This window comes from Roseospira marina (genome assembly GCF_014197855.1).
GTDB classification, from domain to species: domain Bacteria; phylum Pseudomonadota; class Alphaproteobacteria; order Rhodospirillales; family Rhodospirillaceae; genus Rhodospira; species Rhodospira marina.
Genome location: NZ_JACIGJ010000003.1, coordinates 118,779 through 144,708, shown reverse-complemented (window position 1 = coordinate 144,708; position 25,930 = coordinate 118,779). Strand labels below are relative to the sequence as shown.

Below are 25,930 nucleotides of genomic sequence, written 5' to 3'. Positions count from 1 at the left end.
CGGAGGGGCGCGCCGTCAGGCCTCGACACTGTCCAGCGTGAATCCGATCCTTAGGCGGACCTGATAGTGGCCGACCTTGCCGTTCTCGATGTGGCCGCGTGTTTCCAGCACCTCGAACCAGCGCAGATTGTCGAGCGTCTGGCTGGCGCGGGCCACGGCGCCCTGGACGGCATCCTCGATGCTGGTGCTGGACGAGCCGACAACCTCGACGATCTTGTACACATGGTCGCTCATGATGGCATTTCCCTCTGCGTCTTGGAAACGGACGGCGCGCCCACGGGGCACGCCTCCGCTGGTGTGAGAGACGGGGGCCGCGCCGCGCCCGGTCAGGAGGGGACGGGATCGCGGCCTACCGAGGACACGTCGTCGTGGCGGACCCGTCGCGCAACCCCCAGGTCGTCCAGGATGACGTACACCACCGGCACCAGGACCAGCGCCAGCACGGTGGCCGACGTCAGGCCGAAGGCGAGGCTGGTGGCCAGCGGAATCATCGCCTGCGCCTGAAGGCTGGTCTCCAGCAGCAGCGGCCCCAGACCCATGATGGTGGTCAGCGAGGTCAGCAGGATGGGCCGGAACCGCTCGCGGGCGGCGCGCCGGGCGGCGTCGGGTGCGCTCATCCCCTCCAGGCGGCGTTGTTTGATGAACATGACCAGCAGGATTGAGTCGTTGACCACCACGCCGGCCAGCGAGGCCAGACCGATCATGGAGGGCATCGACAGCTCGAGGCCCTGCGCGAGATGGCCCAGGATGGCGCCGATCAGGGCCATCGGGATGGCGGTCATGACGATGACGGGTTCGGCATAGCTGCGGAACTGGAACGACAGCAGCAGGAACACGCCGATCAACCCGATCAGCATGTTGCGTCCGAGGGACATCATCGTCTCGGCCATTTCCTTGGCCTGGCCCTCGAAGTCCGGCCGCACGTCGGGATGACGCTCCAGAAGCTGGGGCAGGAACACCGCCTTTGTGTGCGCGACGATCTGCTGGGCATTGGCGATCGAATCATCCACATCGCCGATCACGGTGATGGTGCGCGAGCCGTCGACCCGGGCGATCCGCGCCCAGCCGCGCGTTCCTTCCAGGGTGGCGACGTTGGTCAACGGGATCGACGCCCCGTCCTCGGTGGTCACCATGAAGCGGTCGAGGTCGGCCAGGGAATCGCGATCCTCGGCCAGAAGGCGGACGTCGATCTCGACCGCCTCGTCGCCGATCTGCAACTCGTCCACGGTCACACCCTGGAACGCGGCGGCGATCTGCCGGGCCACCGTGTCGGCCCGCACGCCCAGGGCGCTGGCGCCGTCGCGCAGGGACAGGCTCACCTCGGGCTTGCCGGGCCGCATGTCGTCCATGACGTCGTACACGCCGGCGTAGCCCTCCAGCCACCGCCGCAGGTCGAGGGCGGCCGCCTTGAGCGAGTCCGTATCCCGCCCGCGCAGGCGGATCTCGACCGCGCGCCCGGCGGGGCCGAGCTGGCGTTCGGCGAACCGCAGGCTGATCGCATCCGGAATCACACCGGCTTCCGCGCGCCACGCAGCGGCGACGGCCTTGGACGGCAGCCCCGGGCGCTGGTCGGAGTCGATCAGGTCCGCGCTGACCGTGGCGACGTGGGCGCCGCTTTCCGCCGCCGTGGTGTTGACCGAATAGAGCGTCACCACGTTGCGCACCAGGGGGCCGCCTATGGTGGCCGCCGCGTCGGGGTCGCGCGCCGCGGCATCCGCCGGAAGATCTTCCGACAGGCGGCGCCCGAGCGAATCGAGGGCCGCCGTCACATGGGCCACGGCGGCCTCGGTCTCCGCCAGCGGGGTGCCCTGCGGCATCAAGATCTCGGCCTGGATCGTGTTGCCGTCGATGTGCGGAAAGGCGCGGAACTTCACGAATCCGCCGGCCACCAGCGCGACCGTGCTCAGAAACGCCAGCATCAGCAGCCCAAAGGCGAGGTAGCGCCAGGAGACCGCCACATCGACCAGGCGGCCCATCAGCCGCTCGCGCACCCAGTCGAACCCGGATTCGAACCGGCGCCGCCAGCTCGCCGGGTCCTTTTCCGTATGCTTTTCCAGCGCGTGCGCCAGATGGTGCGGCAGGATGATGAAGGCTTCGATGAGGCTGACCGCCAGCACCAGCAGCAACACGACCGGCAGCGCCCGCAGGATCTGCCCCAGCGTGCCCGCCAGGAACGCCAGCGCGCCGAAAATGCAGATCGTGGTCACGAAGGACGAGACAACGCCCGGAAACACCTCCCGCGCACCGTCGATGGCGGCGTCGTAGGGCGCCTTGCCGCGCTTCAGGTGGCGGGCGATGTTCTCCGAGATCACGATGGCGTCGTCCATCAGCAGGCCGACGGCGATCAGCAGGGCCACCATCGTGATCATGTTGATGGTCAGGCCGAACGCGCCCATCAGGAACAGGCCGCCCATGAACGACACCGGCAGGCCCATCGCCACCCAGAAGCTGAAGCGCAGCGAGAAGAACAGGAACATCGTCAGGAACACCAGCACGAGGCCCTGAACGCCGTTGTCCAGCAGCATGGTCAGGCGGTCGCGCACGATGGAGGCCGAATCGCGGGTCACCGTCAGCGCCACGCCCGCCGGCGCTCGGGCCCGTTCCTCGTCGAGAAAGGCGTTCAGGCGGTCCATGACCACCAGCGTGTCCTGGGCGCGGGTCTTGGTGATGTCGAGCAGCGCCGCCCGGGTGCCGTTGAACAGCACCTTCTCTTCCGCGCGCTCGAACAGGTCGGTGACCCGCGCGATGTCCCCCAGCCGCAGCTCGCCCCCCGTGGTGGAGGCGACAATGACCAGATCGCGAAAGGCGGCGGCGGAGCGCCGTTCGTCGGCGAACCGGACGATGACGTCGCCGTCGCGCGTCTCCACCCGGCCGGAGGGGCGGTCCTGGCTCTGGCGTTCGATCAGGGTTGCGAAGTCGGACAGGCTGAGGCCGAAGCGCCGCAGCGTTTCCATCGCGACCTCGATGCGGATCTGCCGGTCGGAAAAGCCGTTGATCTCGACCTGTCCCAGGCCGGCGGCGTTCAGGCGGTTCTTGAGCTCCTCGGCGTAGGCTTTCAGGTCGGTCGCCGGCATCTCGCCCGTGATGGCGACGGAGGCGACGAAGTCGCTGCGCCCCAGGGTGCGGACCACGGGATCCTCGGTGTCCTCCGGGAAGCTGTCGATGGCGTCGACCTCGGTCTTGATGTCGTCCTCGAACCGTCGGATGTCGCCGTCGTCCAGCATTTCGGCGGTCAGGGTGCCGACCCCTTCCACGGCCTCGCAGCGGCGTTCCTTCAGATCGTTGATGCCCGAAACGGCCTCTTCCAGGCGCTGGCAGATAGCGGTTTCGACCTCGTCGGCGGTGGCGCCGAGGTAGACCACGGTGACCTGCACTTCATCGAGCGACAGCTTGGGGAAGGTCTCGCGTTGCAGGCTGGGCAGGGCGGCCAGCCCAAGCACCAGGATTCCGATCATCAGCAGGTTGGCGGCGGTGGGGTGGCGGGCGAAGAAGGCGATCACTGGCGCGCCTCCCCGGCCGGTGTGTGGTCCGCCCCCGGTCCGGACACCCCCGGTCCGGACACCCCCGGTCCGGATGCCCCCGGTCCGGATGCCTCGGCGGCGGCGATCAGGCGGTCGCGGGCGGCGTCGTCGCGGCGGGGGTCGAGCAGCATGCCGGCCACGGCAGGCATCAGGTCGGTGACGACCAAGCGGTCGCCGGGCGCGAGGCCCTGTTCAATCACCGCGAGGTCGCCTTGCGTGAAGCGGATGGTGACGGGGCGCTTCACCAGCCGGTCGTCCGCGTCCAGCAGGTAGACCGCGCCGCCGTGCATCGCGAGGCGCGGGATCACGACGGCGCCGGGGATGACCGGGCCGGTCAGCTCCACCTCGACGAACATGTTCTTGACCAGCGGGGGGCGGACGCCGGGTATGGCGCGCTCGTAGCTGTCCTCGACCGCGACGATGATCCCGGCGGTGCGGGTTTTCGGGTCGATGGTGTCGGACACCCGCACCACCCGGCCCGGCCACGTCATGACGCGGTTCACGGTGCCGCCGGTCTGAAGGCGCACGGTGGCGGTGATGCCGGCGGCCGCGCCCATCCGGTCCTCACGGACCGCGCGCCGGATCGCGTCGCCGCTGACGCCGCCGATCAGCGGCAGAAGTTCGCCATAGGTGAATTGCGCCTCCACCTCGGACACGGCGATGCTGTCGCCCTCCGCCAGGACCTGCCCGACGGTGGCGAACTGCGACTCGGCCACATTGACCTGAGAGATCCGGATGGCGAACGGGGCCGTGATGCTGGTGTTGGTCAGGTCGAGCCGGGCCTGCTCCAGCTTGGCCTCCGCCAGGGCGCGTTGCGCCGGCAACAGGTTCAGCGTGTTGCGCAGGTTCTGGAGGCTCTGCTCGCCGGTCAGGACGGTGCGTTCGGCCTGATCCAGTGTCGCCTGGGAGGCCGCCCCGGATCGCCGCAGGTCGCGCTGGCGCGCCAGATCCCGCCGGGCGACCTCCAGGGTGCGCTCCTCGATGGCGATGGAGGCGCGCGCGTTCTCCTCTCGTACCTCCAGTTCGCGCAGGTCGGTTTCGCGTTGACGCACCGTCAGGGCGTAGGTCGCCGGGTCGATCCGGGCGATCTCGGCGCCTTCCGGCAGGATGGCGCCGCGTTTGAGGTTGTCGTTCACCGCCACCACGCGCCCGGCCACCTGGGCCACCGCCTGCCAGATGTCCTGCGGGCTGACCTGGCCGAATCCGCTGGCGCGCGGCACCAGGGCGACCTCCGGCACCACGATGAACCGCGCCGGCCGGGCGGCTTCGGCCGCGCCGTCGGCGTGCACCGGCGGCGCTTTGCCGCCCGCGAGAACCAGGATCAGCAGCACGCCCAGCGCGAGCGGTGGGGCGAACAGGGCCTTGCGCCAATGGCGGCGCCCGGCGGCGGCAACGGATCGGAGCATGGTGGGACCTTCTGGCTCGGTCGGTCGGAAGGGCGGCGGCGGGCGGACAGGACAGGGGGGGACCCAGACAGGGGTGGACCCGCGCAGGGTTACACCCCATGTGCGACAGGCGAGCGCCACGGTGTGACAAAGTATGGCCGAGGCACCGCCATGCGTCACCGTCTGTGGTCCGGCAGCCGGCGACGGACACCAACGTGGGAGCCGGTTACTTATGGACGCAGACTTTTGGGACGACCGCTACGGGTCGAGCGCGCGTCACATCTATGGCGTCGAGCCCAACGCCTTTCTGGTGCGGCAGCGGTTCCGGCTGGACGTCGGGCAATCCGTGCTGGCCGTCGGGGATGGCGAGGGCCGCAACGGTGTGTGGCTGGCCGGGCAGGGGCTCCGGGTGCACACCGTGGATATCTCCGCCGTGGGGTTGCAGAAGGCGATGCGCCTGGCGCTCGACCGGGGCACGACTCTGCGCACGACCTGCGCCGACCTGACCACCTGGGACTGGCCGGTGGGGCAGTATGATGCTGTCGTGTCCCTCTTTCTCCATCTGGCGCCGGAGCACCGCACGGCCGTGCACCGGGCCATGGCCCGCGCGCTCAAGCCCGGCGGGGTGCTGATCCTGGAGGCCTTTCATCCCCGTCAGCGGGAGCTTGGCTCGGGCGGGCCGCCGGATCCGGCGATGATGTACGAGGTCGCGACGCTGCGGGCGGACTTCGACGGCCTGCTGGCGTTCGACGTTCTCGAAGACGGCGAGGAGTCTCTGGAGGAGGGGCTGGCGCATTGGGGTGTCGCCCACACGACCCGCCTTGTGGGCCGCGTCGCGGAACACGCGACGGCGGATGTGTGATCCGGTTGCGTGACCCGGGGGCGGCTTTTCCGCAGATCCGTTCTTGCAAGGCGCCGCCGGACCGATTATAGAAGCCCTCCCGCGCGACAGCGGCGGGCCCGGACGGAGTGTAGCTCAGCCTGGTAGAGCACTGTCTTCGGGAGGCAGGGGCCGGAGGTTCGAATCCTCTCACTCCGACCAAAAAAGGGGCGCTAGGTCAAAGACTTAGCGCCCCTTTTCTGTTCCGCAGGACAGTGCGTCCCGGTTCATTTAAACCGCTTACTCCAAAGCGGTGACCGCGCCCCGTAGAACATCCGGGCTGAAACGCGCAGAGACGCGCTCGGTGAGCCCGCGGGCAACCGTCCACCAAACGCAGCCACCCATTCACCCGTCCGCGCTCACCGCGAACGACAGGAGGGGCGCCTTGCCAAGGTTCCTTGCGACGATCAACGCACCAGCGGGGGCCCGCCGTCTGGCTTTGGCGGGGTTCATGGCGACGGCAATAGCTTTCGGCCCGGCCCGCATGGGGTTTGGCCTGTTCCTTCCCACGTTCCGCCAAGCCTTTGACCTCAGCACAGCCCAGGCCGGTTGGATCGCCAGCGGGGGCTTTCTGGCCTTTCTCATCGCCCTGCCGCTGACGGCGTGGCTCGGGAACCGGATCGGTCCCCGCGTGCCCGTGGTTGCGGGCGTCCTGGCGGCCGTCGCTGGCTTCGCACTCGTTGGCGTGAGCGCCGATGCTGTCCTTCTCGCGGTCGGAGTCGCCCTTGCGGGAACGAGTGCTGGGTTCTGCTGGGTCCCGTTCAACGATGCCACCGAGCGTATCGTCCTGCCGTCCCGCCACACCGTGACGCTGTCGGCCGTGGCAACGGGCACGACGCTCGGGGTGGCGGCCGCCGGCGGCCTTGCCCTGGCCGTGAGTTCGGGTGTCCTGAGTTGGCGCGCGGCCTGGGGGGTGTTCAGCGTCGCGGGCGTGGTTGCCACGCTCGCCGCCGTCATTGGTCTGCCGCGTGGTCGCGCCACACCGGACGCCGCTGCCGCCAGCGCGTCCGTTCTGCTGCATCCCAGCCGGCTCCCGCTCTACGCCGCATCGCTGGTCTACGGGGCGACGAATGCGGTCTATCTCTCCTTTGCGGCGGACCACGTCGTGGCGGCCGGAGGGGGGGCCGGCTTCGCCGACCACGCGGCTTCGCCGGTGATCTTTGTCAGCTATGGGCTGGTCGGACTGCTTGGGCTTGCAACCGCCTGGATCGAGGCGCGCATCGGTCTCTCGGCGCTCGTCGCGGTGATCTTCGCGGCGTTTGCGTGCTCGCTCGTGTTGGTGGGGTTGGTGCCCGGGTCCCTGACCGGCGTCATCATTTCGGCGGGGCTCCATGGGGCTGCGGTGATGGTGATCAGTGCGGTCCTCTCGTTTTGGACGCTTCGGCTGTTTCCCGGTCGAGGATCGACCGGGTTCACAGCGGCGCTCATCGCGGCAGCCGCGGGGAGCGTTGTGGGTCCGGCCGTCGCCGCCGCGTTGATCGACGCCATCGGCCCGCAGCCCGCCTTTCTGATCCTTGCGTTGCCGTCGGTCGGGGTTGTGCTGGCCTTCGGGGTGCGGGCGCGGCGGCTCCCGTCGTAATGCTCCCGCAGGTTCTGCCGCATTTCATGGCGTGGTCGGCGGGGTTTCGCTGTCGTGCCGCGCAGTCGCCGGACGGCCGTCCGATGACGCGTCCCATTCTTCTGGTGACGCACGCCGATCTGGCCGGATCACGCCGTGGCCGACGCGCTGGCCGACGTGATCGTGGCGCAGCGGCGGGACCTTGAGGTGCCCTGAGTGCCGGGCCGCGGCGCGACAGTGTGGGGCTTCTCCAGTGCCGAGCTGGCCTATTCGGTGGGCGCGGCGGCACGCCCCGCGCCGGCCCTCGACTATATTCCACGTTCCCCTTGACGAACGCCTGTGGCAGAACACCTGACATAGTCCGCGCCCGGAATCCAAACGGGCGGTGGCCGGGTCGTGCGCGCATCGTCGACGGACCCTTTCCAGAACGACAGGCAGGGATCGGAACAGCCCTCATGGACGACAGCCTTTCGCGCGTGGACGGCGCGCCCTCCACCTCTTCCCGCGCCATCGCGGACGCCTCTGACATGCCCCTGGCCTTCGGGCTCGGGTTCACCGATCTCTACACCAAGCCGGGTCTGGCCAAGGTGGACGCGGCCTTCCTGGGGCATCTGGGCGAGGCGGACGCGGATCTTCAGGCCCGGCTGGCGGAGGCGCGGGGCGCGCCGGACAGCCTCGACCGCAAGGGCGAGTCCGCGCTGCTCCTGGATCTGGCGCCACACCTTCAGGACTTCCTGGGGCTGATGTTCGGCATCGGGGCGGAGATTCGCGATGCCGCCGCCGACCATGATCGTTTGGCCGTATTGTTTGCATGCAAGCGACTGTTCGTGCAGCGGATCGCGTTCAAGAAGATCAAGCCGGAGGCGGCCGCCGATCTGGACGGCCCGGCGCTGGAGGCCGAACTGGCCGCGCGTCTGGGCGAGGCCGTGACCGAGATGGTGTTCGCCGCGCGTGTCATGGCCTGGATGGAGGACGAGGCCGCCAATGCCGACGCGCTCGATCTCGCCATGCGCTTCGCCGCCTGGGCGGGGCTGACGCCGAAGGGCCGACACCGCTTCCCGCGCGGGGTGCTGTTCCGCCAGCCGGCGAAGAACGACCCGATGGCTTTGATCCCGCTGGAGGGCGATGACGCCGGCCCGCTGCCCTGCGTGCGTCTGCCGGCGCATCATCAGCGGCGGCGCGAGGGCTTCGATCTGACCGATCCGGGCGCGGATCGGACCCACGGGCTGGACGAGGCGCACTACTGCATCTTCTGCCACCACCAGGGCAACGACAGCTGCTCGACCGGGCTCAAGGACCGCAAGACCGGCGCGGTGCAGGAAAACGCGCTGGGCCGCGATATGCTCGGCTGCCCGCTGGAGGAAAAGATCAGCGAGATGCACGAGGCCAAGACGAAGGGCATCTTCGTCGGCGCGCTCGGCATCGTGACGATCGACAACCCGCTGTGCGCCGGCACCGGGCACCGCATCTGCAACGACTGCATGGTCGCCTGCATCTATCAGAAGCAGAAGCGCGATCCGGTCAACATCCCGCAGGCCGAGACCCGGGTGCTGAAGGACGTGCTGGCGCTGCCTTGGGGGTTCGAGGTCTACAGCCTGCTGACCCGCTGGAACCCACTGAACATCCGTCGCCCGCTGCCGCGCCCGGACACCGGCAAGCGCGTGCTGGTCGTCGGGCTGGGGCCGGCCGGCTATTCGCTGGCGCACCACCTGATGAACGACGGTCACGATGTGGTCGGGATCGACGGTCTGAAGATCGAGCCTTTGGACCCGGCTCTGTCCGGCGTGGACGTGCTGGGCCAGCGGGTCGGGTTCAGCCCGATCCGCGATTTCGAGGCGCTGAAGGAGCCGCTGGGCAGCCGCGTCATGGGCGGCTTCGGCGGCGTGGCCGAGTACGGCATCACGGTGCGGTGGGACAAGAACTTCCTGACCGTCATCCGCCTGTTGCTGGAACGCCGGGCCGAGTTCGCCATGATCGGCGGCGTGCGCTACGGCAGCACCCTGGCGCCGGACGACGCCTATGCCATGGGCTTCGACCATGTTGCGCTGTGCATGGGGGCGGGCAAGCCGACCATCGTGCCGATGGAAAACGGTCTGGCACGCGGCGTCCGGCAGGCGTCGGACTTCCTGATGGCCTTGCAGCTCACCGGGGCGGCGCGGCCGGACAGCGTCGCGAACCTCCAGGTGCGGTTGCCCGTGGTGGTGATCGGCGGCGGTCTGACCGCCGTGGACGCCTGCACGGAGGCCTTGGCGTATTACCCCGTCCAGGTCGAGAAGATGCTGGCCCGGCATGAGGCCCTGGTCGCCGAGCGCGGCGAGGCCGCCGTGCGCGCCGGCTGGACCGAGGAAGAGCAGGCTACCATGGACGAATTCCTCGCCCATGGTCGTGCCATCCGGGCCGAACGCGAAGCCGCCGTCGCCGAGGGGCGGGCGCCGCGCATCCGCGAGCTGTTGCAGGAGTGGGGCGGCTCGACCCTGGTTTATCGCCGCCTGCTGACCGACTCGCCGGCCTATCGCAACAACCACGAGGAGGTGGACAAGGCCCTGCAGGAGGGCATCTCCATTTCCGAGCTGTGGAGCCCCGTCCGCGTCGAGCCGGACCGGTTCGGTCACGCCGAGGCGCTTGTGGTGGAGCACCGCGACACCAAGGAACGGCGCACCATCCTCGCCCGCACAATCATCGTCGCCGCCGGCACGGTGCCCAATACGACCCTGGCGCGGGAGCACGTCGGTCGCTTCGCCCTCGACGGCAAGTATTTCCAGGCCGTGAACGAGGCGGGGGAGCCGGTGACGCCGGAGCCTCGGTCGAAGCCGGCGCAGACCGACATCCTGATGCAGCTCAACGACGACGGCACGTCCATGAGCTTCCTGGGCGACCTGCACCCGTCGTTCGCCGGCAACGTGGTGACGGCCTTTGGGTCGGCGCTGCGGGCCTATCCGGTCATCAGCCGCGCGCTGGCGCGCCGGACGGCCGGGTCCGAACCCCGCGAGGCCCTGTTCGCCCGCCTGAACGCGCAGCTTCGCCCGGTGGTGCATTCGGTGGAGCGCCTGACCCCGACCATCATCGAGGTGGTGGTGCGGGCGCCGTTGGCCGCCGAGCGGTTCGAGCCGGGGCAGTTCTACCGGCTGCAGAACTTCGAGCGGCTGGCGGTCCATGCCGAGAACACCCTGCTGGCGATGGAAGGTCTGGCCCTGACCGGTGCCTGGGTGGACAGGGAGGCCGGCCTGCTGTCCATGATCGTGCTGGAGATGGGCGGCTCGTCCGATCTGTGCGCGCTGCTGAAGCCCGGGGAGCCCGTCGTGGTGATGGGACCGACCGGTGCGCCGACCGAGATCCCGTCCGACGAGACGGTGCTGCTGGCCGGCGGCGGACTCGGCAACGCGGTGCTGTTCTCCATCGGCAAGGCGCTGCGGGCGGCGGGGTCCAAGGTGTTGTACTTCGCCGGCTATAAGGCCATGCGCGACCGCTTCAAGGTGCCGGAGATCCTGGAGGCCGCCGATGTGGTCGTCTGGTGCTGCGACGAGGCGCCCGGCTTCACGCCGGAACGGCCGCAGGACAAGACCTTCGTGGGCAACATCGTCCAGGCCATGGTTGCCTATGGGAACGGGTCGCTGGGCGAGGCGTCGGTGTCGCTGGCCGATGTCGACCGCGTCATCGCCATCGGCTCCGACCGGATGATGCAGGCGGTGGGGCAGGCGCGGCACGACGTGCTGGCGCCCATGATCAAGGCGGGGACGGTGGGCATCGGCTCCATCAACAGCCCGATGCAGTGCATGATGAAGGAAATCTGCGCCCAGTGCCTGCAACCCCATGTGGATCCGGTCAGCGGCGCGCGCACCATTGTGTTCTCGTGCTTCAACCAGGACCAGTCGCTCGACACGGTGGACTTCAAGGCGCTGCATGAGCGCCTGGGGCAGAACACCGCCCAGGAAAAGCTGACGCGGGCCTGGATCGACCACTGCCTGCACCGTCTGGGTGCGCGGGGCGTTGCGGCTGAGTAAAGGTCGCGGTCTCGCTATCGTGCCGGGAGGATGTTGGCCGGCGGGCGTGTGCGGCGAGTGGAAAACGGGACCCAGCGGGAGTACAACTCCGGCCCGTCGGATGGCCGGCCGGAGCACCGCTTCCGCCGGACCCGTACCGTGCGTGCGAGGACTCCCAGCCAAAGAAGGCACACATGACCAAGACGCTGAAGCTGATCTCTCCCGTTGACGGGTCTGTCTACGCGGAACGTCCGGTCGCGACCGGAACCGAGGCCTCCATGGCCGTGGCCCGTGCTCGCAAGGCCCAGAAGGATTGGGCGGCCCGTCCGCTCAAGGAGCGCATCGATCTGGTGATGGCCGGTGTGGCGCGTCTGGGCGCCATGAACGACGACGTGGTGCCCGAACTGGCCTGGATGATGGGCCGGCCGGTGCGCTTCGGGGGTGAGTTCGGCGGCGTCAAGGAACGCGCGGCCTATATGGCGGGCATCGCGGCCGAGACCCTGGCACCGTTGGTGGCCGAGGACGGCTCGGCCTTCCGCCGCTTCATCACGCGGGAACCCCAGGGCGTGGTGTTCGTCATCGCGCCGTGGAACTACCCGTACATGACGGCGATCAACACGGTGGCGCCCGCCCTGATGGCCGGCAACACCGTGGTGCTGAAGCACGCCACCCAGACCTTGCTGGTGGGCGAGCGCATGGTGCGGGCCTTCGTCGAGGCGGGCGTGCCCGAGGACGTGTTCATGAACCTGTTCCTCGATCACCCGACGACCGAAGCGCTGATCGGGGCGCGCGCGTTCAACTTCATCAACTTCACCGGCTCGGTGAACGGCGGCAAGGCGATCGAAAAGGCGGCCGCCGGCACCTTCACGGGGCTGGGCCTGGAACTGGGCGGCAAGGACCCCGGCTATGTGATGGAGGACGCCGACCTCGACGCCGCCGTCGCGGTGCTGATGGACGGCGCCATGTTCAACAGCGGCCAGTGCTGCTGCGGGATTGAGCGGGTGTATGTGACCGCCTCTCTGTACGACACGTTCGTCGAGAAGGCGGTGGCCGAGGTCTCCAAGCTGACGCTCGGCAATCCGCTGGAGGAGACAACGACGCTCGGCCCCATGGCCAATGTGCGCTTCGCCGCCGAGGTGCGCGGGCAGGTCGCGGAGGCCGTCGCGGCCGGCGCCGTGCCGATGGTGGATGCGGCGGCCTTCCCGGCTGATGACGGCGGCGCCTATCTGGCGCCGCAGATCCTGACCAACGTGAGCCACGACATGCGGGTCATGAAGGACGAGAGCTTCGGTCCCGTCGTGGGCATCATGAAGGTCGAGAACGACGACGAGGCGCTGGCCCTGATGAACGACAGCCCGTATGGCCTCACCGCCTCGCTGTGGACGCGCGACGTGGCCCGGGCCGAGGCCCTGGGCGCGCGCATCGAGACCGGGACCGTGTTCATGAACCGGGCCGACTACCTCGACCCCGCGCTGTGCTGGACCGGCTGCAAGGACACCGGCCGTGGCGGCGCCCTGTCGCCGATCGGGTTCCACAACCTGACCCGTCCGAAGTCCTACCACCTGAAGAAGGCGTAAGCCCCATGAGTCCGATTCCGAGTCCGAGCGCGAACTGGAGCTATCCGACCGCCATCCGTTTTGGTGCCGGCCGTATCAAGGAACTGGCCGACGCCTGTGCCGCCGCCGGCATCACCCGGCCGCTGCTGGTGACGGACGCGGGCTTGGCCTCGCTGCCGATCACGACGGCCACGCTGGCCGTTCTGGAAGAGGCCGGGCTGAAGCCGGGCCTGTTCAGTGACGTGCAGCCCAACCCGACCGAGGTCAACATGGCCGCCGGTATCGCGGCCTTTAAGGACGGCGGGCATGACGGCGTGGTGGCGTTCGGCGGCGGCTCCGGTCTCGACCTGGGGAAGCTGATCGCGTTCATGCACGGCCAGACCCGCCCGGTGTGGGACTTCGAGGACATCGGCGACTGGTGGACCCGCGCCGACGCGACGGCCATCGCGCCGATCGTGGCGGTGCCGACCACGGCGGGCACCGGCTCCGAGTTCGGCCGGGCCGGCGTGGTCACCAACAGCGAGACCCACGTCAAGAAGATCATCTTCCATCCGAAGATGCTGCCGGCCGTGGTGATCTGCGATCCGGAGCTGACCATCGGCCTGCCGCCCGCGATCACCGCCGGGACGGGCATGGACGCCTTCGCGCACAGCCTGGAGGCCTATTGCTCGCCCTTCTACCACCCGATGTCCCAGGGCATCGCGCTGGAGGCCCTGCGGCTCATCAAGGACTACCTGCCGCGTGCCCACAGCGACGGCAAGGACCTGGAGGCCCGGGCGCACATGATGGCGGCGGCCGGCATGGGCGCGGTCGCGTTCCAGAAGGGGCTGGGTGGCATGCACGCGCTGTCCCACCCGGTGGGCGCGATCTACAACACCCACCACGGTACGACCAACGCCTGCGTGATGCCGACGGTGCTGCGGTTCAACCGGGCGGCCATCGAGGACCGGATCGTGCGGCTGGCGGCCTATCTGGGCATTGCGGGCGGGTTCGATGGGTTCATGGATTATGTGCTCGGCTTGCGGGCCGCGCTCGGCATTCCCGACACGCTGAGCGCCATGGGCGTGGGCCGCGATCGGCTGGATGAAATGGCCGCCATGGCCGCCGAGGATCCCAGCGCGGGCGGCAATCCGGTGCCGCTGAACCCGAACAACTTGCGCGACCTGTACGAGGCGTGTTTGTAACACCCGTCGACGCATGAAAAGGCGTCCTGCGTCGACGGGCCGGTGCGACGGCACCGGCGCCGCGAAGCGGCGGAGGCGATTGACCGGATGAGTCCGGTCAATCGTCGATCTGTATAGAGAGGGATCGGCATTCCCTTCCCCTCGCCGGAAGAGGGGAGGGCTGGGGTGCGGCGGCGCCGGTCGGTTCCGTCGTCCTCTCAACCCCGGTCCCCCTTCAAAGGCCGCGACGGTCTTGACGGCGGGCGCGGGATAGGCTACATCACGCGCCCTTCGCCGGTTCGTCCGGCGCGAGACGCGCGGACCGTGAGATCGCCCCCGATGGCGGGTATAGCTCAGTTGGTTAGAGCGCTTGGTTGTGGTCCAAGAGGTCGTCGGTTCAAATCCGACTACTCGCCCCAGTCCTCTCTCCGGTCCCGCGTCTCACTTCTCCCCCCTGACTCGTTCCCCTACTCCCCGATGAGCGACCAGCCGTCCAGAACGGCCCGGGCTTCCGGCAGCAGCGCGTCGAACAGCGCGCGGTCGGCCGTGTAGGTCCACAGGTGCACCACTGCCGCCCGGGGGCGGGGGCGGGCGACCACCCATTGCCGCATCGGGCCGGACTCACCGGACCAGTCCAGAACCACCTGACGCCCCGTCGGCAAGGTGTCGCGGTCGCCGTCGGCGGCGCCCGCAGGCGGGCGGAACGGTTCCTCCCGGGCCACGGTCAGGCCGGCATAGCGCGTGCGCATGCCCGCGACATGGTCTGCCAGCGCCTGCGACGCGGACGCGACCGAATCCCCGGGCACGGCGGCTTTCACGTTCTGCACGGCGATGGGCGCGAAATAGGCCTCCGTGCCGGCCGGGCCGGAGACCACCACGGTGTAGGGCGCGGGTGTCTGCACCAGCCAGTCCGCTGGCAGTTCGAGCCGGTAGCCCCAGCCGTCCGGGGCGAAGGTGGCCAGGGTCGTGCCCTCGATGGGCCGCAACGGGGACAACGTGCCGGGCGGTGGCGGCTTCGGTCCCGGCGGGCGCGGGTCCACGGCGGCTTGGGCCGGAATCGCCACGGATGCCAACAGAAGCCCCACGACCGCCAGGTCAAGCCCCCGGCGTCGACTCCTCAATAGTCCTTGCGCCACAACACACCCACCTCACCATCGCCGGCACGGCCGGCCTTGCTCTCTACCTTGAAGCCGGCGCCGAGGTCCACCTCGACGGTGACGCCGCCGCTGCCCGGCTCCAGGCCCTGCTCGACCCCGACATAAATGTCGTCGCTGACGTAGCGTCCGGCCTCCAACCCAGCGCCGCCGGCCGCCACATCACCGCCGAGGCGCAGCACGTCCAGGCCGACCGCGCCGCGCACCATCCCCAGAACGTCCGGGCCGCCGCCGCCGGTCACGCCGGTCAGCGAGGCCAGGGCGCGGGCCAACTGTACGGTCTCCAGCGTGGTCAACTCGCCGCTCGACTTGCCGAACAGGATTTGCGACAGCACCTCGTCGCGCGGGCGCGGCGGCACGGAGTCCAGCACGATCTCCGGATCGTTGGCCGGGCCGGTCAAGCCGACGCGGGCTTCGATCTCCTCCGCCTGATAGACCGCGACCACATCGAGCAGGGGATTGATCTGGCGGCCGCCGGCGAACTGCACGGTTCCGGTTTCGATGTTCAACTGCTTGCCCACGGCCTCGAAACTGCCGCGCCGGATTCCGATGGTGCCCGTCACGCGCGGGATCGCCGCCGTGCCGCCGATCTTCAGGGAGCCGGCCCATTCGGAGTCGAGCCCCTGGCCGGTGACGTACACCCGGTTTGGCATGTCCACGGTGAGGTCGAGGGCGATCGGAAAGGCGGTGTCCTCGTCCGGGGCATCGTCTCCGCTGACGCCGCCGCCGTCCGGGCGGGGCGATCCGGCGTCGAGCGCGGACAGGTCGTCGAGGTTTGCATCGTCGATCTCCACCACATCCAGCGTGGTGACGGAGCCACCGCCGGCAATGGCGTTCAGGTCGACGCGCACCTCGCGGGTGCGGATGTCGCCGGTGACGGCGCCCCGGTCGCCCTCCAGCCGGACATCGATGGTGGCGTCGGCGCTGGCGGTGACATCGTCGCGGCGCACGACGATCATGTCGTCCAGGCGGGCGTGGACCCCGCCCACCGGGCCGTCCGGGGTCAGTTGGATATCGCCGTCGCCCTCAAGTCGGCCGTTGCCGCCATCGGTTCCCGACAGCGTGACGGCAAGGTGGTCCGTGCCCTGGGCGCGCGCGTCGAGCGACAGGGTGTCGATCAGGGTGCCGGCGGACAGATGCTCATAGCGGCCGTCGGACAGCTGTACGGTGGCGTTCACGGCCGGGGCCGCCAGGGTGCCGGAGACGGTGGCATCCAACGCCAGTGCGCCCGACAGGCGGTGTTCCACGACCATGGGAATCATCTCCCACACCGCGCCGATTGGGCCGTTCCATTGCGCCGACAGGGATAGCGGCTGGGAGTCGGGGATCACCGTCCCACCGCCCAGCCGCACCGGCACATCGGCGGTTATGCGCCCGGGGGTATCGGCCAGCCCGCGCAGGGTGGCGTCGGCCGTCAGGCGGCCCCCCTCCAGGCGTCCCGTGACCTCGGCCGTCAGCGGCGGGCTGTCGGTGGTGCCGTCCAGGGTGACGTCCCGCCCGGTCAGGGTGAGGGTGCCGCGCGGGGTGGGCAGGCGGCCGGAGAGCGTCGCCGACAGGTCCAGGCGACCGCCCAGGCCGAGGTCCGGCGCCGCGAGGTCCGTCAGGGCCAGCGGCAGCCCCTCCGCCGTCACGGAAACATCCAGACCGTTGCCGCCCTGGCCGCCCGATACGGTCAGGGTGCCGTCGTCCAGGCCCAGCACCAGACGATCAACGCGCGCGCCGTCGACGAGGCTCAGGGTGCCCGGCTGGCGCAGGGTGATGGCGTGGCCCTGCGTCTCCAGGTCCAGGCGCTCCAGGCGAACCTGTGCGGTCTCCGCGAGGCCGGGCGGCTGGACCCGGGCGGCGGTGGCGAGTGTGAGGGCGCCGGTTGGACCGTCGCCAGTCAGGTCGGCCGTGACCGCGAGATCGGCGAGCGGCCCCCGCGCGGTCGCGGTCAGGCGCTCCCACGTCAGGCCGGCCGCGCCGCCGCCGCTTGACGTCACGGTGGCGTCCAGGGCCGGCGTGCCCAGCGCATCGGTGAGCGCCGCCCGCACATCCAGCGCGCCCAGCGTCACGTCCCCGTCCGGCAGCCGCAAGGTGGGCGCGGCGGCCGTCACGGTAACACTCTGGCGGCCCTCCGGCGACGGGGTGAGCACGACATCGGCGGTCAGCGATCCGGCCAGGGGCGGGGCTCCCCAATCCGCCAGCCGGCCCGGTTCTTCCACGGCGAGGCGCAGGGCGCCGTCCGCCAGCAGTGTGGCCAGATCGGCGGAGACCTGACCGGTCAGCCGGGTGCCCGGGATCCGCCCGGACAGCTCCGTGAATGATAGGCGGGCATACTGGGGCAGGGCGTAGTCCATGGTCAGGTCAACCACACCCCCGGGCCCCGAGCCGGTGAGCGATAGCGCCCCGGACGGCCCACGCGCCAGACCCTCGGCGGTGGCCTCCAGGGCGATGTCGTCCCAGGCCTGTCCGCCCAGGGTGGCGGTCACCATCCGCGCCGTGGCGGTCAGGTTTGGATCGGCCAGCGGCCCCGAAAGCTGGGCGTCCAGCGTCAGCGGCCCCCGCAAGGCGTCGCCCACCACCATGCCCAGGTCGGTCAGGTCGGCCGTGAAAACCGCCTCCAGCGCCGCGAAATCAGCCGGAATCGTCGCCTCGCCGGCGAGCGTGGCGGCGCCACCGTCCAGCGCCAGATCGCGCACCGTCAGCCCGGCCGCCGGGTCGAAGGTCACGCGCGCCGTCAGAGTGGGGGCGGGGCCCAACGCCGCGTCGGCCTGCGGAAGGCCCAGGCTCGCGTTCTCCAACGCGAGGCGGACATCGCCCGCCACCACGGCGTCGGCGTTGAGGGTGACGTCGGACAGGGTCACCAGACCGGACCCCCGCGGCGACAGCCCGCCCAGCACGGGGCCGAGCCGGTCCAGGCGGGACAGGGTGAGGTTCGCCTCGGCGGTTCCGTCAAGCGACGGGGCGAGCTTAGCCTCGGCGGTCACGTCCAGCGCCACGCCCTGGTCATCCGACAGCCGCAGCGTCTGGACCGTCACGCGCCGGTCCGCCAGCGCGACCGTGCCGGCGCCGGTCAGGTCGAGCGGGTGGGGGAACAGGTCGGCCACCACCTGCGGACCGCTCAGGCCCTCGGCGTGGGCGCGCAGATCGAAGGCGAGGGTAGTCCCGTCGTCGTCCAGGGGGCCATCCGGCGTCACGGTGGTGTCCAGGGCCAGCGCGTCGGCGCCGACCCCGGCGCTCAGGCCCTCCGTCTGTAGCTGCGCCGTCACCGTGGGCGCCGTCAGCCGCCCCTCGGCGGTGACGATGGCGGTTCCACGGTCCAGCGGTAGGGCGACCAGGGGCGCCAGTCGGTCGGGGTGCGTCAGGGCGGTCTCCAGCCGGGCCGAGACGGTGTCGGCGGCCGGATCCGCGGTGGCCGAACCCGTGACCTCCAGCGCGCCGTTCGCCAGCCGCAGGTCGCTCAGCGTGATGCGTCCGTCGTCGTCCAGGGCGGCTGAGAGCGCCAGATCCAACTGCTCCGTCAGCGCGGCCTGCCATGCCGGCGGCGCACCCTCCTGCGGTTGGGCCGTGGCCGATAGGGTGACGGAGGGCGCGTCGAGATCGGCGACGTTCAGGGCGAGGGCGCCGGACAGGTCGGCCAGCCCCTCGGCGTCGGCGCTCAGGGTGCCCCGCCAGTTCGCCATCGGTCCGTCCCCCTGGAGGCCGATGGTCCAGGCGGCGGCGCCGGGCAGGCCTGCCAAGGTGGTCACCATGCCGCCCTGGTCCTCGGCGGCCCGGATATCCACGGCGAGGTGGTCGAGATCCGGGCCCTTCAGGGTCACACCGATCCGCGCATCCCCGGGGTGACCGTCGATGCGGCGGGCGTCCAGGCGGGCGGTGATGGCATCAGGCGCGTCGGCTGTGCCCTCGGGCGCCAACTGGCCGGTGACGTCCAGCAGCACCGGCTGCCCGACCAGCGCCTCGCCCAGGTGCACGCCCTCGAACGCGATCCGGTCAACCCGAAGCAGCCCCAGCGTGCGCGGATCGAAGCCCATCCCGGCGTCGTCCTCGGGCTCCTCCGGGGTGTCGGAGGGCGGCAGGTTGGGCGGTCGCTCGACGGACAGGGCGGTGGCGCTGATCGCGCGCACATGCAGGCGGCCGCCCAGAAGGGCCCAGGGCTCCCAGGCCAGCGCCAGCCGGTCCGCGCTGAGCCACGGGCCGTCGCGGTCGGTCACCGTCAGGTCCCGCAGTACAAGGGAGAACGGCAGGTCGCCTTCCAGGGCGCCCAAGCGCACCGTGACCGCGCCGCTGCCGTTAATCGCGTCCAGCGCGGTGGCGGTCAGCCACGCCCGACCGTTTTCGGTGCGCAGGACCCACCACGCGGCGCCGGCCAGCCCCGCCAAAAGGACAACAAAGACCAGCGCCAGGGCTCCCACCCACCGCAGCCAGCGACGACGGCGGCGGGGCGGAGGCGCGGGCTTTTGCGCGTGCGGTGCGAGCCGGTCGGCGGGATCCGCCATATCAGAACGCCTGTCCCAGACTGATGTAGACCTGAAGGAAATCGTCTGCATCACGTGGGTTCAGGGGCACCCCGATGTCCAGACGCAGGGGGCCGAAATCGGTGTAATACCGGGCGCCGAGGCCGGCGGCGAACTGCACGCCCTCGTCGAAATCCGGCATCGGGGAGTCCGTGACCGTGCCGGCGTCAAGGAAGGGGACGATGCCGATGCTCTCCGTGATCTTGATGCGGGCCTCCAAACCGAGTTCGAGGGCGGAGCGGCCGCCGATCGGGTCGCCGTCGTCATCCAGCGGGCCGACCATCTGATGCCCGTAACCCCGAATGGAGCCACCGCCACCTGCGTACAGGCGCTTGTTGGCGGGCACGTCGGGGGTGTCGGCACCGAACAGGCTGGCGGCCCGCGCCCGTCCGGCCAGCACCACCCGGTCGCTGTCGAGCGGTGCGTAGTAGGCGGATCCGGTGGCGTCCAGCACGCCGAAGGTGATCGTCGCATCCTCCATCTGCCCGGCGTAGGGGGTGAAGGCGAGGGCGACGCGGCTGCCTTCCGTTGGGTTCAGCAGGTCGTCGGTGTCGTCGCGGGCGACCCCGACCGGCAGCCCGATCAGCAGGCTCTTGTCCCGCCCGCCGAGCTGGTCGTTCAGATCGGCATAATCGAGCGTGGTCCCGACCGAGGCGCGCCATGTGTCCGACAGTTCCCGTTCCAGGCTGGCGCCCACCTCGCCGGTGACACCGGTGTAGGCATCGCGGTCGGAGCGCTCGACTTCCGTTGCAAGACGCAGCGACTGATCGGGATGCAGAAAGCGGGGCTTGTCGAACGTGGCTTCGGCCGTCTGCGCCGTGGGTGAGCCGTCCAGGTTGAACCGGAGCGATTCCGCCCGGCCGAAGAGGTTCCGGTGCTCCCAGAACACACGCGCGCCGGGACCGTCGTCCGTGGAGTAGCGCAGGCCCGCGCCGATCGACCGAGCCGGCGATTCCGCGACCGTGACCCGCACGGGCAGGCGGCCGTCCTGCTCGGGGGCATCCGCTGGCCGGACCGTGACGGAATCGAACAGCCGGGTGGTCAGGATGGCGTTGCGGAACCGGTCAAGTTCGCGGGTGTCGAACACCGTGCCCGCGCGCCAGGGCACCAGGTCGTCCAGGAAGTCCCGCTCGACCCGGTCGAGGCCCTCGTACTCAACGGCGCCGAAGGTGGCCGGCGGCCCGGCTTGAACCTCGATCTGCACGATCATGGTGCGGCGGGCGTGATTGACCGCGACCCGGCGGTCGGCGGCCTCCGCGAACGGGCGGCCCTCCCGCCGTAGCCGCTCGACCAGATCGCGCTCCGCCGTCAGGACGGCTTCGGCGCGCGCGGGATCGCCCGGGTTCAGGCCCAGCGGGGCGAGCGTGGTGGGCAGGGCGGCGGTGTCGGTGGCGCGGTCGCGGTAGGCCACCTGAGTTTCGGCGATGGCGTAGCGCGGCCCCGGGGTGACGGCGATGCCGACTCGGGCCGGACTGCCGTCGTCGATGGAGCCGCTGACGGTGCCGTCATAAAACCCTTCGGAGCGCAGCACGGAGCGGGCCGTGTCGAGATCGGAATCCAGGCGGCGGCGCAGGCCCAGCCGGGTGGCCGGCGGCTCGTCGCGCAGGTCGACCAGGGCGGAGGCATTTTGGATGGAGCCCTTCAGGTCCACGCCCTCGACAGGCTCCGCGATGGTCAGATCGACCGTGTACGGCACACGCGGGCCGGGGGGCGGGGTGGGCTCCGGCGTGCTCTCGGCCGCGGCGTCCGGCGTCTGATCGGGGCTTTGGGCGAGCGCCGGCGCGGCCGCCACCAGCAGCCCCGCGAGCGCAGCGACGCCGACGTGTGTGCCGCGACAACCGAACCAGCCGCTGTTGCCTGTGTATCTCTGTCGTCTTGCCATGACGATCCTGCATAGCACGTCCCGCACCCCATGACACTTGCGGTCAGGGAGCACGCCATACTACACCGGAGGCAGTCTTTTCTCAGGAAGTCCGCCGGTCCCGGTCGGGCGGCGCGACCCCGCGATACAAGGAGATCGGGGACGATGACCCAGGCGTGGAATTACATCGACGGCGCGTGGCTGGAGGGAAATCCGCCGATCCTCGGTCCGCTGTCGCACGCGACCTGGCTGTCGTCCATCATATTTGATGGCGCGCGGGCGTTCGAGGGCGTGGCGCCGGACCTGGACCTGCATTGCCAGCGCGCCGTGGAGTCCGCCATTCGCATGGGCATGCAGCCGCCGGTGGACGCGGCCGAGATCGAGCGGCTGGCCTGGGAGGGCATCGCCCGCTTCCCCGAGGGCACGGCGCTGTACATCCGCCCGCTGTTTTATTGCGAGGAGGGCTGGGTGGCCCCGGACGGCGCAAGCACCCGGTTCGTGCTGACCCTGGCCGTGAACCCGATGAAGGAACCCGGGGGCTTCACGGCGGGGCTGTCCACCTTCCGCCGGCCGGCGCCCGATCAGGCCCCGGTCGACTGCAAGGCGGCGTGCCTCTACCCCATGGCCGGGCGGGCGTTGCGCGAGGCGGCGGCGCGGGGCTTCGACAACGCGGTCATGACCGACCCCTGGGGCAACGTGGCGGAGTTCGCCACCGCGAACCTGTTCATGGTCAAGGACGGCGTGGTGTCGACGCCCGCCGTCAGTGGCACGTTCCTGAACGGCGTGACGCGCCAGCGCGTGCTGAAGCTGCTGCGCCTCGACGGGGCGGTGGCACTGGAACGCGAGATCGACCCGTCGGAACTGCTGGAGGCGGACGAGATCTTCTCGACCGGCAACCACATGAAAGTCATGCCCGTGCTGCGCTATGAGCACCGGGATCTGGGCTATGGTCCGGTCGCCCGCCGGGCGCGCGCCCTGTACTGGGATTTCGCGCACGGCCGTCTGCCGAGCACGCATCGTATGTAAGACGTGATATGTAAGACTTGGCGGCGATGAGCCTGACTCATCGCCGCCGTGTTTTTCGCGCCACAAGACGGATCGGCGAAAGGGCGGACCGTTTCGCTCTCTCGCCCCCGCGCCGACAGAGGAAACAGAACGGGCGGGAGAGTGTGGCACTCCCCCGCCCGTTCTGTTTGGTTTGACCGAACCGGTCCGCGTCAGACGCGCGAGGGTTCGCCCAGCTTTTCGCTGATGATCTGCTGCAACGAGATCAGCAGCGAATCGCGGTCGAACTTGGCCACGTAGTCGTCAAAGCCGGCATCGCGCCCACGCTCCAGGTCCTGTTCGGTCGCGTGCGAGGACAGGGCGATGAGCGGCAGGTGCGCCCAGTTCGCCGACGCGCGGACGGCCTCGGCGAACTCGAAGCCGTTCATTTCCGGCATTTCGATGTCGCTGATGATGGCGTCGTACATGGACCCATGCTCGTGCAGGTCCAGGGCGTCGGCCGCGCTCCCCACCGTCGTCACCTGATACCCGGCCGCCGACAGCAGCGGGCTCAGCAGGTTGCGGAAGAACGGGCTGTCGTCCACCATCAACACCGAGCGGGCGCTCACCGACGGTTCGGCCTGCCCGTCCAGGCTGCCGAACCAGTCGCCGAACGCCTGGGTGAGGTAGTAGCCGGTGTCGATGATGTCGGTGGCCTTGCCGGCCAGGACGGCGGTGCCGATCACCCCGATCTGCTCGGCCTTCAGTTCGACCCTCAGGTGCTCCTCGACGATATCGACGATCTCGTCGACCATAAGGCCCATGGACCGGTCACGGTCGGAGAACACCAGCACCGGCTGGCGCCCCTCGGTCTTCATGCCCATCATACCGTCAACGCCGATCAGCGGCATGAGCTGGCCGCGATACTGCACCACCGGCTTGCCGTAGCTGTACTCGACCTTCTCCAGCTCGATCTCCTCCAGTCGGGCGACCAGACCGAGCGGGACGGCTTTGCGCTCGTTGGAGCCGGCGCGGAAGATGAGCAGCGAGGTGCTGTCGTCGCGGCTGTGGGCCTCGTGCGCCGCCTTGGCTTCCGCCGCCGCACCGGCGTTGCCCATGGTCGTCTCTCCGATCGCGCCGGCGATACCGTTCGGATCCAGGATCATGATCACGCTGCCGTCGCCCAGGATCGTGTTGCCCGAGAACATGCTGATGTGGCGCAGGATCGGAGCGACCGGCTTGACCACGATTTCCTCGGTGTCGAACACGCGGTCGACGATGATGCCGAAGGTGTAGGTCCCGACCTGGGTCACGACGATGAAGGTTTCGTCCTGGCCCTTCACCTCGTCCTCGATGGTGTCGAGATGCTCGTCCAGGCGCAGCAGCACGGCGAGCGACGTCAGCGGCAGCAGGCGGTCGCGCAGCCGTAGCACGGGCGCGCGGTTGATGCGCTCGATCCGGGTTTCGGACTTGGACGTCACGCGGACCAGTTCCAGGACCGAAATCTGCGGGATGGCGAAGCGCTCGCCGGAGCTTTCGACGATCAAGCCGGAAACGATGGCCAGCGTGAGTGGGATCTTGATGATGAAGGTGGAGCCCTTGCCGGGCCACGTCTTCAACTCGACCGTGCCGCCGATCTTCTCGATGTTGGTGCGGACCACGTCCATGCCGACGCCGCGCCCGGAGACGCTGGTGATCTTCTCGGCGGTGGACAGGCCGGCCTTGAAGATGAACTGGGCGACCTGCTGGTCGGTCATCGCCTCGACTTCGGCTTCGGTCGCGATGCCGTTATTGACCGCCTTTTCCTTGATGCGCTTCAGGTTCAGACCCCGGCCGTCGTCCGAGATCTCGATGATGATGTGACCACCCTCGTGGTAGGCGTTCAGCTTGATGATGCCGACCTCGGCCTTGCCGGCGCCCAGGCGCTCATCCGGGTACTCCAGCCCGTGGTCGCCGGAGTTGCGCACCATGTGGGTGAGCGGGTCCTTGATGAGTTCCAGCACCTGACGATCAAGCTCGGTGTCGGCCCCGTACATCTGGAGGTCGATCTTCTTGCCCATTTCCGTGGCCAGATCGCGCACGATGCGCGGCAGCTTCGCCCAGGCGTTGCCGATCGGCTGCATGCGGGTCTTCATCACGCCTTCCTGCAGGTCGGACGTGATGTGGGAAAGGCGCTGCAGCGGCGCGGCGAATTCGGAGTCGTCGCTGCCCCGAACCATCTGGAGAAGCTGGTTACGGGTCAGCACCAGCTCGGAGACCAGGGTCATCAGCTTTTCCAGAAGCTCCACGTTCACGCGGATGCTCTGCGCGGCCACGGATTCCTTCTTCGCGCCCTCGCCGGGGCCGCCCTGGTCCTGTGCACCGGTTTTGGCAGGTACCGCCGGCTTGGGCGGTTCGGCCTTTTTGGCCTCCGGTTTCGGCGCGGCGGCCGGCGCGGCGTCGGCCTCGGCCGGGGCGTGGTCGTCGTGCACGCCCCGCTCCGCCTTCGATGCACGGGCGGCGGCTTCGCGCGCGGCTTCTTCCGCCGCCTCGCGCGCCAGTTCTTCCTCCGTGGCGGCGCGCTTGCCCTGGTTCAGGGCTTGTTCGACCTCGGCCAGCAGTTCGGCGGCCACGGGGAAGCCGTCGGCGTCCAGGACCGGGCCGGTTCCGGTTGCGGTGGTCGGGGCCTCCGGAGCCGGAGCCTGAGCCGCGCCCTCTGTTGGAGCTGCGGCCGTGGCCGGCGCGCCCAGCGTTTCCGTCTCGACGGTGCGTCCTTCTGCCAGGGCGTTCAGCTTGTCCTTGAGGTCCTGGTCGGTGCCTTCGGGCTCCGATTCCGTTTGCTCCAGGTGATTCAGGATGTCCTTGATCCGGTCGATGGTGTGCAGGATGACGGTCACGGCATCGGCCGAGACCTCCAACTCCCCGTCGCGGAACTTGCCGAGCACGTTCTCGCCAGCGTGCGCCAGACTTTCCAGCCGGGGCAGCCCGAGGAACCCGCAGGTGCCCTTGATGGTGTGGACCAGCCGGAAGATGTTGGAGAGGATATCCCGGTCGTTGGGATTCTGCTCAAGGTGGACAAGCTCGACATCGAGCGTGGCAAGGCTTTCCGACGTTTCGGTCAGGAATTCGCTGAGCAGATCGTCCATGAGGATCCTCCCGTGGATGGCCCGGATACCGGCCGACAGGCCGGACGGACACCGCCGGGCAACGCCGGTCCGGTCTCACCGTTTCTTTGGTGTCGCGGTCGCGTCGTCACGGGGTGTTTGGAATGCAAACTATCCTGCGTTCCCGGTCGTGCATTCATGCGACCCGGAGCGGTCCTAGGTCGGGTCTGTATACCATGGGCCGTCGCCGCTGGGAAAACAAAGATGCCCGGCGGACCGTCCAGTGGACCGCCGTACGGTTGAGAA

13 protein-coding genes and 2 tRNA genes are annotated in these 25,930 nt (G+C 69.6%); 8 read left to right on the top strand and 7 right to left on the bottom strand.

Translation table 11 applies throughout. The annotated features are described in order from the left end of the window. Positions 1–15: 15 nt before the first annotated feature. The 3 genes from GGD82_RS05070 to GGD82_RS05060 all read right to left on the bottom strand — a co-directional run bounded on the left by GGD82_RS05070 (position 16) and on the right by GGD82_RS05060 (position 4,927). Positions 16–234, bottom strand: coding sequence for a dodecin (locus GGD82_RS05070; RefSeq protein ID WP_150061930.1), 219 nt, complete (start codon positions 232–234; stop codon positions 16–18). Between the two features lie 92 nt (positions 235–326). Continuing rightward, complete coding sequence (locus tag GGD82_RS05065) at positions 327–3,500, bottom strand: efflux RND transporter permease subunit (RefSeq protein ID WP_150061931.1); 3,174 nt, start codon at positions 3,498–3,500, stop codon at positions 327–329. Further along, positions 3,497–4,927 carry an efflux RND transporter periplasmic adaptor subunit gene (locus GGD82_RS05060; protein WP_150061932.1) on the bottom strand — a complete coding sequence of 477 codons (1,431 nt, stop codon included), beginning with the start codon at positions 4,925–4,927 and terminating at the stop codon, positions 3,497–3,499. The genes GGD82_RS05065 and GGD82_RS05060 overlap by 4 nt, the downstream gene beginning before the upstream one ends. Before the next feature lie 211 nt (positions 4,928–5,138). Between GGD82_RS05060 and GGD82_RS05055 the strand changes: the two genes are divergently transcribed. The 7 genes from GGD82_RS05055 (at position 5,139) to GGD82_RS05025 (ending at position 14,462) form a co-directional block, all read left to right on the top strand. After that, positions 5,139–5,768, top strand: coding sequence for an SAM-dependent methyltransferase (locus tag GGD82_RS05055; RefSeq protein ID WP_150061933.1), 630 nt, complete (start codon positions 5,139–5,141; stop codon positions 5,766–5,768). A gap of 103 nt (positions 5,769–5,871) precedes the next feature. Beyond that, positions 5,872–5,948: transfer RNA gene (locus tag GGD82_RS05050), tRNA-Pro, on the top strand. 223 nt (positions 5,949–6,171) lie between these two features. Then, a complete protein-coding gene (locus GGD82_RS05045) occupies positions 6,172–7,365 on the top strand; it encodes an MFS transporter (RefSeq protein WP_150061934.1) in 1,194 nt (397 codons plus the stop codon). Positions 7,366–7,799: 434 nt separating this feature from the next. Further along, positions 7,800–11,345: an FAD-dependent oxidoreductase gene (locus GGD82_RS05040; protein WP_311731927.1), complete on the top strand. Its 3,546-nt coding sequence runs from the start codon at positions 7,800–7,802 to the stop codon at positions 11,343–11,345. 173 nt (positions 11,346–11,518) lie between these two features. After that, on the top strand, positions 11,519–12,901 hold the full coding sequence (locus GGD82_RS05035) for an aldehyde dehydrogenase family protein (protein WP_150061935.1): 1,383 nt from the start codon (positions 11,519–11,521) through the stop codon (positions 12,899–12,901). A gap of 5 nt (positions 12,902–12,906) precedes the next feature. Continuing rightward, positions 12,907–14,064: an iron-containing alcohol dehydrogenase gene (locus GGD82_RS05030; protein WP_150061936.1), complete on the top strand. Its 1,158-nt coding sequence runs from the start codon at positions 12,907–12,909 to the stop codon at positions 14,062–14,064. 321 nt (positions 14,065–14,385) lie between these two features. After that, positions 14,386–14,462: transfer RNA gene (locus GGD82_RS05025), tRNA-His, on the top strand. A gap of 48 nt (positions 14,463–14,510) precedes the next feature. On the opposite strand, the gene GGD82_RS05020 is transcribed toward GGD82_RS05025, so the two are convergent. The 3 genes from GGD82_RS05020 to GGD82_RS05010 are packed head-to-tail and all read right to left on the bottom strand — an operon-like array spanning position 14,511 to position 21,578. Beyond that, positions 14,511–15,128: a hypothetical protein gene (locus GGD82_RS05020; RefSeq protein WP_150061937.1), complete on the bottom strand. Its 618-nt coding sequence runs from the start codon at positions 15,126–15,128 to the stop codon at positions 14,511–14,513. 32 nt (positions 15,129–15,160) lie between these two features. Then, positions 15,161–19,678 (bottom strand): translocation/assembly module TamB domain-containing protein, encoded by a 4,518-nt coding sequence (locus tag GGD82_RS05015; protein ID WP_150061938.1) that lies wholly within the window; start codon positions 19,676–19,678, stop codon positions 15,161–15,163. A 1-nt stretch (position 19,679) separates the two neighbouring features. After that, on the bottom strand, positions 19,680–21,578 hold the full coding sequence (locus tag GGD82_RS05010; protein WP_150061939.1) for an autotransporter assembly complex protein TamA: 1,899 nt from the start codon (positions 21,576–21,578) through the stop codon (positions 19,680–19,682). A 144-nt stretch (positions 21,579–21,722) separates the two neighbouring features. Between GGD82_RS05010 and GGD82_RS05005 the strand changes: the two genes are divergently transcribed. After that, on the top strand, positions 21,723–22,583 hold the full coding sequence (locus GGD82_RS05005) for a branched-chain amino acid aminotransferase (RefSeq protein ID WP_150061940.1): 861 nt from the start codon (positions 21,723–21,725) through the stop codon (positions 22,581–22,583). A gap of 191 nt (positions 22,584–22,774) precedes the next feature. On the opposite strand, the gene GGD82_RS05000 is transcribed toward GGD82_RS05005, so the two are convergent. Continuing rightward, positions 22,775–25,666: a hybrid sensor histidine kinase/response regulator gene (locus GGD82_RS05000; RefSeq protein WP_150061941.1), complete on the bottom strand. Its 2,892-nt coding sequence runs from the start codon at positions 25,664–25,666 to the stop codon at positions 22,775–22,777. Positions 25,667–25,930 lie beyond the last annotated feature (264 nt).

Excerpts from the sequence above, each read along its gene's own strand:
- GGD82_RS05070 (WP_150061930.1), bottom strand. The coding sequence starts at position 234 with ATGAGCGACCATGTGTACAAGATCGTCGAGGTTGTCGGCTCGTCCAGC.
- GGD82_RS05060 (WP_150061932.1), bottom strand. The coding sequence starts at position 4,927 with ATGCTCCGATCCGTTGCCGCCGCCGGGCGCCGCCATTGGCGCAAGGCC.
- GGD82_RS05055 (WP_150061933.1), top strand. The coding sequence starts at position 5,139 with ATGGACGCAGACTTTTGGGACGACCGCTACGGGTCGAGCGCGCGTCAC.
- GGD82_RS05040 (WP_311731927.1), top strand. The coding sequence starts at position 7,800 with ATGGACGACAGCCTTTCGCGCGTGGACGGCGCGCCCTCCACCTCTTCC.
- GGD82_RS05035 (WP_150061935.1), top strand. The coding sequence starts at position 11,519 with ATGACCAAGACGCTGAAGCTGATCTCTCCCGTTGACGGGTCTGTCTAC.
- GGD82_RS05030 (WP_150061936.1), top strand. The coding sequence starts at position 12,907 with ATGAGTCCGATTCCGAGTCCGAGCGCGAACTGGAGCTATCCGACCGCC.
- GGD82_RS05015 (WP_150061938.1), bottom strand. The coding sequence starts at position 19,678 with ATGGCGGATCCCGCCGACCGGCTCGCACCGCACGCGCAAAAGCCCGCG.
- GGD82_RS05010 (WP_150061939.1), bottom strand. The coding sequence starts at position 21,578 with ATGGCAAGACGACAGAGATACACAGGCAACAGCGGCTGGTTCGGTTGT.
- GGD82_RS05005 (WP_150061940.1), top strand. The coding sequence starts at position 21,723 with ATGACCCAGGCGTGGAATTACATCGACGGCGCGTGGCTGGAGGGAAAT.
- GGD82_RS05000 (WP_150061941.1), bottom strand. The coding sequence starts at position 25,666 with ATGGACGATCTGCTCAGCGAATTCCTGACCGAAACGTCGGAAAGCCTT.